Genomic DNA, 14830 nt, shown 5'->3' with positions numbered 1-14830 from the left:
GATACGAATGGTTGATGGCATTCATGAAACGCGTGCGTCTTGATGACGAACTGATTTCACAGGGCATCTGCGCCGATCGCGCGGATGCCCTTCGCACTCTTATGGCCGGCTTGGTCTCGAGTGGCGGCGAGCGCTTGACTTCGCCGGGCCTTAAGGTGACCCCGGGCCTGCCGTTGCACGTGAAGGGGCGCATTCCCTATGTTGGCCGCGGCGGTCTTAAGCTCGAAGGCGCGCTTGATGCGTTTGGTATCAATCCGACGGGCCTTGCCTGTCTGGATGTGGGCTGCTCTACCGGCGGCTTTACCGATTGCCTGCTTAAGCGCGGAGCTGCGACAGTTGTCTCGGTGGACGTGGGTCGCGCCCAGTTCGATTGGTCGTTGCGTCAGGACGATCGCGTGACGCTGCATGAGCGCACAAACGTGACGCAGCTGCCCGAGCTTGGCTATGCCGGCGCTATCGACCTGGCTGTGTGTGACGTCTCGTTTACCAGCATCGCGAACATTATCGATGCGGTGCTGGCGTGCCTGGCGCCTACGGGTGCATTCTGCACGCTCGTAAAGCCGCAGTTTGAGGCTCCGGCGGCGCTGGTGGGCGAGGGCGGAATTGTGACCGACCCCGCCGTGCGCCGCGATACACTCGTTGCGGCAGTTGAACTCTTTGCTGCCAAGGGGCTGTTCCCGGTCGATGTGTGCGTGTCGCCCATTCATGGTGCCAAGGGAAACGTTGAGTTTTTCCTGTACGGCATGAGGTTTGCCCCCGGCGGACGTACCGACGATGAGCTGCAATCCCAGGTATCGGTTTTGAGCGAGAAAGCTGCAACGCTATGAAGGTCTTTCTGGTTCCCAATTACTACAAGCAAGAGGCCGTCGAGAGCGGTCTGATGCTCGAGCTTTGGCTTTCGCGCCAGGGCTACGAGGTCGCATGGGCTGCCGACCAGCGATCGAAGATTCAAAGCACGCCTGATATTGATGGCTCAGATCTGGTCATTACGCTCGGCGGCGACGGTACGTTGCTGCGCGCTGCCCGCATCCTCAACCATCGCGAGATTCCTATCCTTGGTCTTTCCTATGGTCACCTGGGCTTTTTAACTGCTGCGAGCCCCGAGGAGCGCGACATTCTGCAGGTCGTGAGCGATGCTCTGTCCGGTGAGCTGCACGTGAGCCGCCGCGCCACCATCGCCGCGGATATCGTGTCCGTGCGCGACGATGGCACGAAGGATGTCGTGCGCACGTTTGCCCTCAACGATATGGCACTTACGCGCGGCCCCCTGTCCGATATGGTTGAGTTTGACATCACGGTGTCCGGCCATCATATCGATCGCCTGCGCGGCGACGGTGTCGTCGTTTCGACGGCGACCGGCTCCACCGGCTATGCGCTTTCCGCCGGCGGTCCCATTGTCAGCCCCGATTACACGGGTATGGTCTGTGTGCCCATCGCCCCGCATACCATTCAGGCTCGCGCCTTTTTGACCTCGCCGAGCGATGTAGTCGAGATCTTTATGTCCGACGATCGCCCGAGCGTGCCGGCGATTGCCATCGACGGACAGTTTATTACCTGCGATGGCACGGTCGAGAGCGTGGCCGTGCGTCGCGGTCCCGGAGATGTGCTGCTTCTCGATTACGGTCCCGAGAGCTTTTATAACTCCGTGAGCCGCGTGTTCTACGGAGTGCGTCATGATCGATGAGCTGCAGGTTTCTAACATTGCACTCATTCGCGAGGCGACGCTGGTGCCGAGTACCGGCCTGACTGTCCTGACCGGCGAGACCGGTGCCGGCAAGACCGCGCTGCTCTCGGCCCTCAAGCTTATTTTGGGTGAGCGCGCGGATTCGTCGACGGTGCGCGAGGGCGAGGCGCTGGCGAGTGTCGAGGCGCGCTTGTTCGACGGCCCGCACGACACGGAAGGCTTCACGGTCCAGCGCAGCCTTTCTGCCGAGGGCCGCAGCCGCGTGAAGATTGACGGCCGCATCGCCAGTGTGCGCGAGCTTTCGGAGCGCGTCGGCGTGATGATGGATCTGTGCGGCCAGCACGAGCACCAGCGCTTGCTCGACCCGGCGCATCACGTTGCGATGGTCGATGCGTGGGCAGGGCGCTCTGCGCTCGAGGCGCTGGATGCGTATCGCGCCTGCTTTAAGGCATCGCGCGCTGCCGCCAAGGAGGTTCGACGCGTCGAAGAGGCCTCACGTGCGCAGGGGAGCCGCGTCGAGGAGGCGCGCTTTGCCCTGGAGCGCATCGGCGAGGTCGACCCCAAGCCGGGCGAGTATGAGGAGCTCGAGGAGCTGCTGCCGCGCTCGGAGCACGCCGAGGTCTTGGTGGCGACGGCTAACGATGCCCATGCATCGCTTGCCGCCGAAGGGGGAGCGCTCGATGCCGTGAACAGTGCCGTGGCAGAGCTTTCTCGAATGGCTACCGTCGATCGCAAACTGGGTGACATCGCCGACGCACTTTCGAATGCCTGCATCTTACTCGAGGATTGCGCCAACGAGCTGCGTGCTTATCGCGATGGCGTCGCCTTCGACCCGCGCGAGCTCGCTCGCATGCGTGAGCGGTATTCCGACCTCAAGGGCCTGTTGCGTCAGTGGGGTCCCACCATGTACGATGTTTTTGCCATGCGCGATCGCTCGCAAGAGCTGCTGTCCCTGGTCGATGATGGCGATGAACAGATCAAAAAGGCGCGCGAATCACTTGGTGCTGCTGAGCGCGAGTTGTTTGCCGCTGCCAAGGCGCTTAAGCGCGCTCGCAATACGGCGGCCCCGCGCTTCTGCCACGAGGTTGGTCGTCAGATGGCACGCTTGGAGATGGGCGGCGCCGAGCTCGTTTGGGAGTCGCGTGATCTTCCGCGCGCCGAGTGGACGCCGGCGGGTCCTTCGAGCTATGAGCTTTTGTATCGCAGCGGTGCCGGCTTGACGCCGCGTCCCCTGCGCCGAATTGCGTCGGGCGGCGAGCTTAGCCGCGTCATGTTGGCGAGCAAGGTGGTCTTGGGTAATGCTGATGGTGTCGACACTCTGGTATTTGACGAGGTCGATGCTGGTGTCGGTGGCTCCACGGCGCGTGCACTCGCGGGCGTGCTGGCAGATCTCGCCGCAACGCATCAGGTGATTGTCGTAACCCACTTGGCGCAAGTCGCCGTCATGGCTGACAAGCATTATGTCGTCAGCAAGGAACCGGGCGATGTTCCCCAGACGCATTTGGACGAGGTAACTGGCGAAGCGCGTACCGCCGAGATCGCCCGCATGCTCAGCGGCGATCAGTCCGAGGCAAGCCTGGCGCACGCCAGGCAGATGCTTGCGGAGGCGCGTGCCTAGGCCGAGCCGCCACATGCATGTCCAACCCGGCCGCCACGAAATGGGTCCATCTACTACGTTTGGTAGGGCATCGGCAACCACGCCAAGAATTGCAAAAAGAAAACCGCAGGTAGAACGCCTGCGGTTTTCTCTATTTTGGGTGTATGGTTGGCGGTTGCGGTTAAAACGTAGTAGATGGGCGTGTTTCGTGACGAGAGGCGTCTATCGGCTCCCCAATTTACCTACTCAACGACCTTATCCGGCTGGATGAGCTCCTCGTAGTAGCTGATGTGCTCTCGGGCGTCCTCGATTTCGGGCAGCAGGAAGTTGTAGATGACCTCTATGATCATTGTGGCGCTTATCTTAGAGAACGCAAAGTCGCCCGTCGTCAGCAGCGCTTCGTGGTTGACGGTATTAAAAGTGTAGTCTGCCAGGCGCGCGAGCGGGGATTTGCTGTCGCTGCTGATGACGACTACGGTTGCGCCGCAGTCGCGAGCCGCTTTTGCCATGCGATTCAGTCGGCGCGATTTGCCGGAGTTTGAGATTAGCACGATGACGTCGCCGGGGCGTAGTGTGAGCGCAAACCCGATCGAGGTCTCGCTGATGGTGCTCGCCATGCAGCGAAGGCCCAGCTGCGAAAACTTAAATGTCGCATCGAGCGCGACCGCGTTCGTATTGCCCACAGCCGCAAACTCAATAACCCCTGCATGCTTAAGGGCATGTACAACAGCCGCCAGCGTATCGTGGTCGATCCCGTCGATGGTCGCATTAAGCTCGCTCACCTTGGCAGCCAGGATGTTCTTAAGGCTCTGCTCCATGTTGTCGAGTGAGACTTCGTCAGTCAGGCCCTCGTTGCGCTGGCTTTCCAAATCCCTCGCCAGGGAAAACTGAAAGCTGCGGAAGCTGCCAAAGCCAAGCTTGCGGCAGAAGCGCGAAACGGTCGCCTCGGACGTGGCGGCGGCGCGCGAGAGCTGAGCTGCCGTGAGGCGTGGCGCCTCGGACTGGTGCTCCAATATATAGTCGACAATGCGCTGCTCTGACTCGCTGTATCCCTGATGGGTACTAATGAGGGAAAGTGCGCTCTTGCTACTATCGGTCATGGATGGCTCCTGGTTGGCATGATAATCGGACTCGTTTTGTAATGTCATAGTATAGGGGGATTTTCAATTACAAGATACACCTTGCCGTTTCAAGTGTTGATGGTAAACTTTCACCTACCGTTTACGGTTATGAAAGAACCTTTCACCGGAGAATTGCGCCGTGTCTCTTCTCACGCGGACGGTAGGTTGGTATCTTTCAGTTGTGGAAAAGCGCGCAAGGACGCGCGTGTAGGGGAGCGCCTGCGGGCGCAAAACTTAAAAAGGAGGGACACATGGCTAAGTTTGACATCATCGCCGCCACCGGTTGCCCGACCGGCATCGCGCACACCTTCATGGCGAAGGAGGCGCTGGAGAAGGCAGCTGCCGAGCGCGGTCTGACCATTAAGGTCGAGACTCATGGCCAGGTCGGTGTCGAGAACGAGCTCACCAAGAGTGAGATCGCTGGTGCCAAGGCCGTCGTCGTCGCAGCCGATAAGGATGTCCAGGCTGAGCGTTTCGCCGGCAAGCCCATGGTTTCCGTTGGTGTTTCCAAGGCCCTGTCCGTTGAGGCCGCCGGTAAGCTGATTGACCGCGCGCTCGCCGCCAAGGGCGACAACACGGTTGCAGCCGCTGCCGATGTCGAGGACGAGGCCGAGGAGAAGGAGTCCATCGGTCACGTCATCTACAAGCACCTTATGAACGGCGTCAGCCATATGCTGGTCTTCGTCGTTGCCGGTGGTGTCCTGACCGCCGTCTCGTTCCTGTGGGGCATTACGTCCTTCGATTCGACGGCGTCTGACTACAACAGCTTTGCTGCGATGCTCAAGATCATCGGCGGCATCGCCATGAACCTCATGGTTCCGGTGCTTTCCGCCTACATCGCCGAGTCCATCGGTAAGCGCCCGGCGCTCGTCCCTGGTTTTGTTGCCGGTATGATCGCCATTCAGGGCCTGCCTGTTAACGCCGAGACCGGCATGATCGACGCCGGTGGCGCCGGCGTGGGCTTCGGCTTCCTGGGCGGCATCGTCGGCGGCTTCCTCGCTGGCTATGTCATCCTGCTGCTCGAGAAGGTCTTTGCCGGTCTGCCCAAGAACCTGGACGGCCTCAAGGCCATCTTCCTGTACCCGCTGTTCTCGACGGCTATCGTCGGCCTGGTCATGCTCGGCATTTCCGGCCCCATGGCTGCCATCAACACCGCCATGATGGACTTCCTCAAGGGCCTGTCCGCCTCTGGCGCCGTTGTCCTGGGTCTTGCCATCGGCTGCATGTGCGCCTTTGACATGGGTGGCCCGGTCAACAAGGCTGCTTACGTCACTGGTACTGCTATGCTCACCGAGGCACTGGCTGCCGGCGTTGGCACCGATACCTACAACTTCGGCACTAACTTCATGGCTGCCGTCTCCGCCGCCTGCATCGTTCCGCCGCTGATCACTACCTTCGCCGTCGTTGTCGGCAAGAAGTACTTCAGCCAGGAGGATCACGACGCCGGTGTCGTCAACCTCATCCTTGGTTGCACCCACATCACCGAGGGCGCCATTCCGTTCATGACCAAGAACATCTGGCCCGTCATGCCCATCATGATGCTCGGTTCCTCTATCGCTTCGATCCTGACCATTATGTTCAACGTTCACGATCCGGCGCCTCACGGTGGCTTCCTGGTCCTGCCCGTTGTCGAGAACGGTCCGCTTTGGGTCCTCGCTATCCTCATCGGCGCTGTGGTCGGTGGCATCCTGTTCGTGGCCTTCAAGAAGTACGACTTTGAGAAGAACCAGAAGGCCGCTCCTGCAGCCAAGCCCGTTGAGGCCCCCAAGGCCGCTGCCGTCGAGGCCCCCAAGGCCGAGGCTGCCGACTTCGTGAAGGTCGAGAATGTCTTTGTCGCCGAGGACTTCGCTTCTCGTGACGAGGCTCTGAGCTTCGTTTCCAACCAGGCCGTCAAGGCCGGTATCGCAAGCGACGCCGACGCCGTGATGAACGCCTTCCTGGCCCGCGAGGCCGAGGGCACCACGGGCATGATGGAGGGCTTCGCCATCCCGCATGCCAAGTCCGACGCCATTACCGAGGCCGCCGTCATCGTCGTTAAGGACGAATCCGGCGTGACCGGTTGGGACACCATGGACGGCGCTCCCGTCAACGTGGCTATCGCCCTGCTCATCCCCGGTGCACAGGCTGGCACCACGCACCTCAGGATCCTGTCCAAGGTCGCCGAGGCGCTCATGGACGAGGACTTCCGTGGCACCGTCAAGGGTTCCACCGACGCCGCCGAGATCGCCAAGACGATCAACGCCCGCCTGGTCTAATCCAGCAGTCAGCGATTAATATCGCCCCCTGTAAAAAGGCGGAGACCCTCACCAGGGCCTCCGCCTTTTTCATCCCTACTCGGCACTTAGGGACGTTCCTTTTCTGCCGGCAGTTTGGGACAGTCCTCAGTCCACAAGAGGGTATAGATAGGCTCCATCAACTAGATCAACCAGGCGAACAAAAAATTAGCCAGAATTCTGTTTGCACGATATTGCTCTGGACCGACCGAGTTTCCGCAGCTTGCCTGCCGGGCGGGGCGGTTCAGTTTGTCGCGAGTTCCGCACGCAAAGGAAAGCACTTAATGTGCTTTCCGTCTTGCGCAGGACTGTAGAGCAGCAAACTTAACCGCCCCGCCCGGCAGACGAACGTACAGGAACGACATCTGTCCAACAATTCGTGCGAAACACAATGAAAAACCGTTTGATGTGAGTTAATATAAACAACGTCGTGAATCTGACTCCTGCCACATGCATGACAGGGGTTAAACACAAAAAGGAGACAATTATGGTTTCTGAGAAGGCTACCCTCGTTAATCCTCAGGGTCTGCACATGCGTCCGGCTGGTCTGTTCGCCTCCACCATGGGCAAGTATGCCTGTGACGTGACGGTCGTCACCCCCGAGAAGGAGGTCAACGGCAAGTCCCCGATGGCCCTCATGGCTGCTGGTATCCCCTGCGGTACCGAGGTCGAGGTCAAGTGCGACGGCGCCGACGAGGCCGAGGCTCTGGCTGCTGCCATCGAGCTCATCAAGAGCGGTCTTGGCGAGTAGAACTCAAACGGGTCGCATGTTGAACAACTAAGTTCATATTTGGGGGCGCAGTGACCTGTTGTAAGGTAGCTGCGCTCTTTTGTCATGGATATGGCAAAACGCTTTATCACATGACACGGAGAGAGGAATGGGAATGTATCAGGGAGTCAACGCTTCCGAGGGCATCGGTATCGGCACCGTTATGGTCGCCGTCGATCCCGACTTGACGTTTGAGCCGCACGAGGTTGCTGATTCGGCAGCAGAGAAGGAACGCTATCAGACCGCTCTTTCGGTCTTCTGCGAGAAGACTCAGGCTCAGGCCGACCACATGAAGGAGACGGTGGGCGAGGCCGAGGCCGAGATCATGAGCGGACACATTGTCCTGGCTCAGGATCCGGGCATGACCGACGCCATCAACGCCGCCATTGACGGCGGCACCTGCGCCGAGCAGGCGCTCATGGACACCTCGACCATGTTCGAGAACATGTTCCTGTCCATGGACGACGAGATGTTCCGTCTGCGCGCGGCCGACATCGCCGACATCCGTACCGGCATTCTGGCCGAGTTGCTGGGTAAGGAGGTCGTCGACCTCTCCGTCCTGCCCGAGAACACCGTCGTTGTCGTGCACGACCTCACGCCGTCCATGACCGCCACGATCGATAAGGCGCACGTTGCCGGTATCGTCACCGAGACTGGTGGCCGCACGTCGCACTCCGCAATCATTGCGCGCGCCCTCGAGATCCCGGCTGTCCTTTCGGTTTCCAACAGCTGCACCGCACTGCGCAACGGCATGACCGTTGTCGTCGACGGTGGCAAGGGTATCGTCGAGGCCGATCCCGATGAGGAGACGCTCGCCGCTTACACTGCCAAGGCCGAGGCTTTCGCTGCCGAGAAGGCGGCTCTCGAGGCCTTCCGCGGCAAGCCGTCCGTGACTGCCGACGGCATCAAGAAGATCATTGCCTGCAACATCGGCAACCCCGATGACGTGCCCAACGCGCTCGATCACGACGCCGAGGCTATCGGCCTGTTCCGTTCCGAGTTCCTGTTCATGGACTCTGCTGAGCTTCCTTCCGAGGAGGAGCAGTTCAACGCCTACCGTAAGGTCGCCAGCGCGCTCAAGGGTGCTCCGGTCATCATCCGCACGCTCGATGTGGGTGGCGACAAGGAGATTCCGTACCTGCACATGGTCAAGGAAGAGAACCCCTTCATGGGCTTCCGCGCCGTGCGTTACTGCCTGGCCAACCCCGACCAGTACAAGGTCCAGCTCCGCGCCCTGCTGCGCGCCAGCGCCTTCGGTGACGTCAAGATCATGATCCCGCTCGTCACCTGCGTCGAGGAAGTCTTGGCTGTCAAGGAGCTCGTCGAGCAGTGCAAGGCCGAGCTGACCGAAGAGGGTCGCAAGTTCAACGAGAACATCGAGGTTGGCATCATGGTCGAGACGCCTGCCGCCTCGCTGCTCACTGACCGCCTGGCCGAGGTCGCCGACTTCTTCTCCATCGGCACCAACGACCTGATCGGCTACACCATGTGCGCCGACCGTGGCAACGACACCATCTCCAACCTGTACCAGGTTTACTATCCCGCCGTGCTCCGCTCGCTCAAGAACATCATCGAGAGCGGCGTGAAGGCCGGCATCATGGTCGGTATGTGCGGCGAGGCCGCTGCCGATCCGTTGCTCGAGCCGCTGCTGATCAGCTGGGGCCTGGAGGAGTTCTCGATGAGCGCTCCGTCCATCCTGCGCGCCCGCAAGACCATCAGCCAGTGGACCAAGGCCGAGTGCGACGAGCTCGCCGAGAAGGCGCTCGCCTGCAACACCGCTGCCGAGGTCAAGGCACTGCTCGAGTCCGCAGCTCGCTAATTTGGTATCAGAGGTAACCGCGTGGTTGGAATGGGCCGGCCACGCGGCCCTCACATATACAGGGGGTACTGTAAATGTTCTACACGCTAACCGCTAACCCGGCTGTCGACATGACGGTTTCGAGCTCTCCGCTCGAGCCCGACGAGAACGTCCGCACCGGCTCGGCCAGCTACACGGCTAACGGCAAGGGCCTCGACGTGTCCTTCGCCTTTAAGAAGATGGGCGTCGACACCGTCGCGCTCGGTTTCTTCGCCGGCTTCACGGGCAAGTTCATCGTCGAGGAGGTCATGAACCTGGGTTGCCTCTGCCGCCCGGTCTGGACCGACGGTATCACGCGCATCAACACCTACGTCAACGATGGCCAGCACGAGTACGGCATCCTGAACCCCGGTGCTCCGATCACGCCGCAGCATCAGGAGGAGCTCTACAACATCCTGGACACCGCGGGCGACCTTGAGTGCCTGATCGTCTCCGGCTCCGTGCCTCCCAAAGCTACGCCCGACTTCCTGGCTCAGGTCATGGAGCACGCTCAGGCCCGTGGCGCCGACGTCGTCCTGGACCTGTCCTCCGACAAGCTCAAGGAGCTCGCTCACAAGAAGCCGCTGCTCATTAAGCCGAACCATCACGAGATGAAGGCTATCTTCGGCGTGCCGGTCGACACCGACGACGAGGTCCGCGTTGCCATGAAGCTGGCTCACGAGGCCGGCGTCCAGAACGTGCTGCTCACCCGTGGTAGCCGCGGTGACGCTTACTTCTCCAACGGCGAGGACATCTGGTATGCCAAGCGTGAGTTCAACATCAAGCTTGTCTCTTCCGTCTGCGCCGGCGACTGCACCCTCGCTGCGTTCCTGCACAAGTGGTACAGGGATCGCGACAACGTCGAGGAGGCCATGAAGCTCGCTATGGCCACCGGCGCCAACGTTGCTGAGTCCGTCGGCATCGGCGACTTTGGTCACGTCGACGAGTACAGCAAGCGCGTTGCCGTTCGCAAGCTCGATCGCAAGTAAGCGAAACACGACAAACTCGTGCGCATACGGCGTCCCGGTTTCGACCGGGGCGCCGTTTTTTGTCCCACTCGAACCTCGGAGCCGCGCTTCACGCGTTCCACACCGTTCACCGAGTTGTTGTAGCCTTTTGCCGAAGCGTGGAATATACTTTCATTAACTCGTTGCTTCGTGAAAGGAACATTCATGATTTACACGCTTACTGCAAATCCCGCTATTGACTACAACATCTCCTGCGATGGCTTGTCCGCCAACACCGTTACCCGCACCCGTAACGCTGTCTACACCCCCAACGGCAAGGGTCTCAACGTTTCGTTTACGCTCGACCACTACGGCGTCGACACCACGATCCTGGGCTTCTTCGCCGGCTTCTCGGGTGAGTATATCGTTAAGGGCGCCGAGGCCCTGGGCGTGCCCGTCAAGCCCGTGTGGACTGACGGCATCACGCGTGTTAACGTGTTCCTCAACGCCGGTCCCGACACCGAGTACAACATGGTCAACGCCGGTGCCGCCATCAACGAAGCCAACGAGCAGGAGATGTTTGAGCTTATCGATTCGCTCGATGACATGACCTGCCTGGTTATCAGCGGCTCGCTGCCCCCCAACACCTCCGAGAGCTTCCTGGCAGAGGTCCTGCACCGCGTCAAGGCCAAGGGGGCCGAGTTCGTCCTTGACATCTCGAGCCATCAGCTGGCCGACCTCATTGCTATGGAGCCGTTGCTCATTAAGCCTAACGACGACGAGCTGCTCGACATCTTTGGCATTAAGGTGAGCGGTGGCGACGACGAGTCCGTCAAGGGCGCCATGGCCGAGCTGCACGCCAAGGGCGCTAAGAACGTGCTGCTGACCCTCGGTGGCGCCGGTGCGTACTTCTCCAACGGCGAGCACATCTGGTTTGCCAATCGCACCTTCGACGTCAAGCTGCTGTCGACGGTGTGCGCCGGCGATTCCTCGCTCGCTGCCTTCCTGTCCGTATGGCACGACGCTCCCGAGCGAGTCGAGGACGCCCTGCGCCTTTCGATGGCTACCGGCGCCAACGTGGTCGAGTGCCCGGGTCTGGGCGATTTTGCCAAGGTGGACGAATACAAGAAGCACATTGAGATTCGCCAGGTCTGCTAGCAGCATCGATGCGTCGTTGCCGAACACCCGCTTTGGATTACCAAGGCGGGTGTTTTTTGCGCGCTGAACGTATGTGGCGTCTGCTGTCTCGATTTATCTAATCGACGACGCGATTGCGTGTGCGTGTTTTCTCGTTTCTTGTTAGACTTCTTGAGAACCATCGATTTATGCTCACAAGTGCAGGAGGCCATAGGCATGTGCAATGTTTCGCTCAACGGTACTCAACCGTCCGATGCGTCCCTGTGCGTCCTGCGCGCGCTTGAGGCGGCTGGTCTTGAGGCTTGGTACGTGGGCGGTTGGGTGCGCGACGCCCTGATGGGGTGCCCCAGCCACGATGTTGATATGTGCTGTAGCGGCCTGTGGCAGGAGTCCAAAGCGGCGCTCGAGGCCGCCGGCATCGCGGTTGTGGAGTCCGGCATTAAATTTGGCGGAATCACGGCTATTTCCGATGGCGAGCGTATCGAGGTCACCACGTACCGTCTGGATGGCTTTTACACCGATGGTCGCCATCCCCAGAGTGTGGAGCGTGCCGCCTCGCTCGAGGACGATCTGGCGCGCCGCGACTTTACCGTCAACGCCATGGCCTGGCATCCCGAGCGCGGGCTTGTCGACCGCTATGACGGCCAGGGTGATCTGGAGCGCAAGCTGATTCGCGCTGTCGGCGATCCCAAGCGCCGCTTTAACGAGGACGCCCTGCGCATGCTGCGTGCGGTACGCTTTGCCTGCCGCCTTGACTTTATGATTGAGCCCGAGACCAAGCGCGCGCTTGCCGAGTGCGCACCGCTGCTCGATGCCGTGGCGCGCGAGCGTGTGGGTATTGAGCTCGAGGGCATTCTTTCGACCGGTCATGGGGGAGACGCGATGCTTCGCTATCCCGAGCTCATCTGTGCCGCCGTGCCCGAGCTTGCGCCCGCTCGCGGGTTTGATCAAAGCAGTGTCTATCATGCGTTTAACGTCTACGAGCATATCGCCCGCGTGCTGACGGTGGCAGGGGAGCTGGCGCTGTGCGACGGCGTCGCGCCCTCGTCGAGCCTTATGTGGGCGGCGTTTTTGCACGATGTGTCCAAGCCCGAGTGCTTTTCGGTCGATCACGCCGGCAGCGGACACTTCTACGGTCATCCCGAGCTCGGCGCCAAGAAAGCGCGCGTCATTATGGATCGCCTGGCGCTCTCGCACGACCTGGTGCGCGACGTGTGCCTGCTCATCAAATATCACGATAAGCCGCTGCGCCCCGAGCGCTCCTGCCTGCTCAATATGATGCGCGCGCTTTCGGGCGAGGGCGTCGATACAGCGCGCTTAATCGACGAGCTTATGGACCTCAAGCGTGCCGACACGCTGGGCAAGGCCCCGTCGTGCTTCTATTACGTCGAGACGATTGAGGAGATGCGCGCAATGGCGCACGAGCTGCTGAAGGCGGGGGAACCCTATACGCTCAAGATGCTCGCCATTAACGGCGGCGACCTGATCCGCGCCGGTGTGAAGCCGGGGCCCGAGCTAGGCCAGCTACTCAACTCCGCCCTCGACGCCGTGATCGAAGACAACATTTCCAACGAGCGCGAAGCTCTTTTGGTCCATCTCAACTTGAATTAGCTACCCAGTTTACCTGCGTGTTCCATAACCTGCCGACAATTTTTCGGCAATTTGGAATTTCTTCTTGCGCTGACGTTTTTTGTCCCGTAATATATTTCCTCGCAGCACGGCAGTGCAGATGTCATGTGGCCCGTTCGTCTAGCGGTTTAGGACGCCGCCCTCTCAAGGCGGAGATCACCAGTTCGAATCTGGTACGGGCTACCACTTCTTTTCTGCTGAGGTCTATGGCCCGTTCGTCTAGCGGTTTAGGACGCCGCCCTCTCAAGGCGGAGATCACCAGTTCGAATCTGGTACGGGCTACCACGCATCTGATACCCGGTCTTCCCATGGAAGCCCGGGTTTTTTATTTCCAAACAACCGTCTGCAATTCCCGTTTGAACCAGAGCTTTGCGTTCTTCCTATGGCCCTTACGGGTACAATAACCAAGATATTTTGACTGTTAGAAGGAGTCTCATGACGGAGTCCTCTCAGCATACGTCTAAGCCCCAGGTCGAGGTTGAGGCCTCGGGCGGAGATGACAATAAGAGCGCACGCCGCGGCGCCATCTTTATCGGCGTCGTGCTGGTGGGTTATATCGTCTATCTGGTGGTAACCGGGCAGATGGGGCAGTTCTGGGCCGCTATGTCGAGCGTGCAGGCGTCATGGCTCTTTGTCGCGTGTCTTTGCATGTTCATGTATCTGTTCTTTGGCATTGTGGCCTATGCGATCGCCGTATGGCTTGACCCCAATTCACCCGTCGGCATTCGCGACCTGATCTCGGTCGAGGCGAGTGGCATCTTCTTTGGCAACCTCACGCCTATGATGATGGGCTCGACTCCCGCCCAGATCTACCGCCTGACCAAGGCGGGCCAAAATGTCGGCGAGGCCGGAGCCACGCAGTTCACGCGCTTTATCGTGTACCAGTTTGGCCTCGTTGCCTGGGGGGCTATCCTACTGCTTGCTCGCATGCCGTTTTTTGCCGAGCGCTATGGCGACATGACGCTGCTGTGCGTCTTTAGCTTTGGTGGGCATTGCTGCATCTTGCTGGGCATCTTCGCCGTCGCGCTCATGCCTAAGACCGTCACGCGCGTTGCCCATTGCATCATCAATTGGCTCGAGCGCATAGGTGTCTCGGCCACTAAGATCGAGGGATGGCGCACGTTTGTCGACGGCGAGATCTACTCCTTCTCCGAGAAGTTCAAGCTTTCGGCCGGACATTTTTCGTCCATGCTGCTCACCGTGTTTATCACCATGCTGCAGCTCGCGTTTTTCTATCTGGTTCCGTATTTCCTGATGCTTGCCTTTGGCCATCACGAGGTCGACTTTTTCTCGGTCATGGCCGCGAGCGCCTTTGTCCAGCTGCTGAGCTCTGCGGTTCCCTTGCCCGGTGGAACTGGTGGCGCTGAGGGCGGCTTTGCTTTGTTCTTGGGTCATTTCTTTGGGTCGGCTTCGACCGCCGGCTATCTGCTGTGGCGCCTCATTACGTTTATTGCGCCGACCATTTTGGCTGCGCCCCTGCTGGGACTTAAGAGCGCCCACAACGAGAGCATCCATGCGCGCTGGGATCGCGTGATGCGCAAAATCGGCCGCGAGCCTCAGACGCCCTCTGCGCCCACTAAGCCGCACCCCACGAATGCTGTTACCGTTGATCCCAGGAAGCACGCTCAGAAGGCTTCTGGGACCGCTAAGCCGGCTCATAAAGCCTATGTGCGCCAGACGGGCGACGGTATCCGCGTATCTCCGTCGGCGCTCAATAAGAAGAAGCACCCTAAGTCGCGGTAGGGCAGTCGTGCGTTCTTCATGATGCGGGGCATATTTGAGCTGTATGGGGGATAATCCTCTTACGTAGATTATCTCTCATCTGTTGATGAATGC

11 protein-coding genes and 2 tRNA genes are annotated in these 14830 nt (G+C 60.1%); 12 read left to right on the top strand and 1 reads right to left on the bottom strand.

Translation table 11 applies throughout. The features are described 5' to 3' along the window. Positions 1-23: 23 nt before the first annotated feature. From DWX39_RS00610 to DWX39_RS00600, 3 genes are read left to right on the top strand one after another with little or no spacing between them, the layout of a single operon-like run. Positions 24-827: a TlyA family RNA methyltransferase gene (locus DWX39_RS00610; protein ID WP_117758184.1), complete on the top strand. Its 804-nt coding sequence runs from the start codon at positions 24-26 to the stop codon at positions 825-827. Continuing rightward, positions 824-1684 carry an NAD(+)/NADH kinase gene (locus DWX39_RS00605; protein WP_117758136.1) on the top strand — a complete coding sequence of 287 codons (861 nt, stop codon included), beginning with the start codon at positions 824-826 and terminating at the stop codon, positions 1682-1684. The genes DWX39_RS00610 and DWX39_RS00605 overlap by 4 nt, the downstream gene beginning before the upstream one ends. Continuing rightward, the gene (locus DWX39_RS00600; protein ID WP_117758135.1) at positions 1674-3302 is read left to right on the top strand and encodes a DNA repair protein RecN; all 1629 of its coding nucleotides are present in this window, start codon (positions 1674-1676) and stop codon (positions 3300-3302) included. The genes DWX39_RS00605 and DWX39_RS00600 overlap by 11 nt, the downstream gene beginning before the upstream one ends. A gap of 221 nt (positions 3303-3523) precedes the next feature. On the opposite strand, the gene DWX39_RS00595 is transcribed toward DWX39_RS00600, so the two are convergent. Beyond that, positions 3524-4381 carry a MurR/RpiR family transcriptional regulator gene (locus tag DWX39_RS00595; RefSeq protein ID WP_117806188.1) on the bottom strand — a complete coding sequence of 286 codons (858 nt, stop codon included), beginning with the start codon at positions 4379-4381 and terminating at the stop codon, positions 3524-3526. A 272-nt stretch (positions 4382-4653) separates the two neighbouring features. On the opposite strand from DWX39_RS00595, the gene DWX39_RS00590 reads away from it, so the two are divergent. The 9 genes from DWX39_RS00590 (at position 4654) to DWX39_RS00550 (ending at position 14737) form a co-directional block, all read left to right on the top strand. Beyond that, a complete protein-coding gene (locus DWX39_RS00590; RefSeq protein ID WP_117758133.1) occupies positions 4654-6657 on the top strand; it encodes a fructose-specific PTS transporter subunit EIIC in 2004 nt (667 codons plus the stop codon). Between the two features lie 505 nt (positions 6658-7162). Beyond that, a complete protein-coding gene (locus tag DWX39_RS00585; RefSeq protein ID WP_022094575.1) occupies positions 7163-7426 on the top strand; it encodes an HPr family phosphocarrier protein in 264 nt (87 codons plus the stop codon). 133 nt (positions 7427-7559) lie between these two features. Further along, positions 7560-9263, top strand: coding sequence for a phosphoenolpyruvate--protein phosphotransferase (gene ptsP / locus DWX39_RS00580; RefSeq protein WP_117758132.1), 1704 nt, complete (start codon positions 7560-7562; stop codon positions 9261-9263). A gap of 74 nt (positions 9264-9337) precedes the next feature. Continuing rightward, on the top strand, positions 9338-10270 hold the full coding sequence (locus DWX39_RS00575; RefSeq protein WP_055250439.1) for a 1-phosphofructokinase family hexose kinase: 933 nt from the start codon (positions 9338-9340) through the stop codon (positions 10268-10270). A 183-nt stretch (positions 10271-10453) separates the two neighbouring features. Next, positions 10454-11386, top strand: a complete 933-nt coding sequence (locus tag DWX39_RS00570; RefSeq protein ID WP_117758131.1) for a 1-phosphofructokinase family hexose kinase — start codon at positions 10454-10456, stop codon at positions 11384-11386. Between the two features lie 195 nt (positions 11387-11581). After that, positions 11582-12976, top strand: a complete 1395-nt coding sequence (locus DWX39_RS00565; protein ID WP_117758130.1) for a CCA tRNA nucleotidyltransferase — start codon at positions 11582-11584, stop codon at positions 12974-12976. 127 nt (positions 12977-13103) lie between these two features. Then, positions 13104-13180, top strand: a tRNA-Glu gene (locus DWX39_RS00560). Positions 13181-13202: 22 nt separating this feature from the next. Further along, positions 13203-13279, top strand: a tRNA-Glu gene (locus DWX39_RS00555). A 150-nt stretch (positions 13280-13429) separates the two neighbouring features. Beyond that, on the top strand, positions 13430-14737 hold the full coding sequence (locus tag DWX39_RS00550; RefSeq protein ID WP_117758129.1) for a lysylphosphatidylglycerol synthase transmembrane domain-containing protein: 1308 nt from the start codon (positions 13430-13432) through the stop codon (positions 14735-14737). Positions 14738-14830: the final 93 nt, after the last annotated feature.

Origin of the sequence: Collinsella sp. AF19-1LB (assembly GCF_003459655.1) — a bacterium.
In the GTDB taxonomy this organism is placed as follows: domain Bacteria; phylum Actinomycetota; class Coriobacteriia; order Coriobacteriales; family Coriobacteriaceae; genus Collinsella.
Note: the sequence above shows the minus strand (reverse complement) of the source record. Positions and strands in the feature narration are given on the sequence as shown.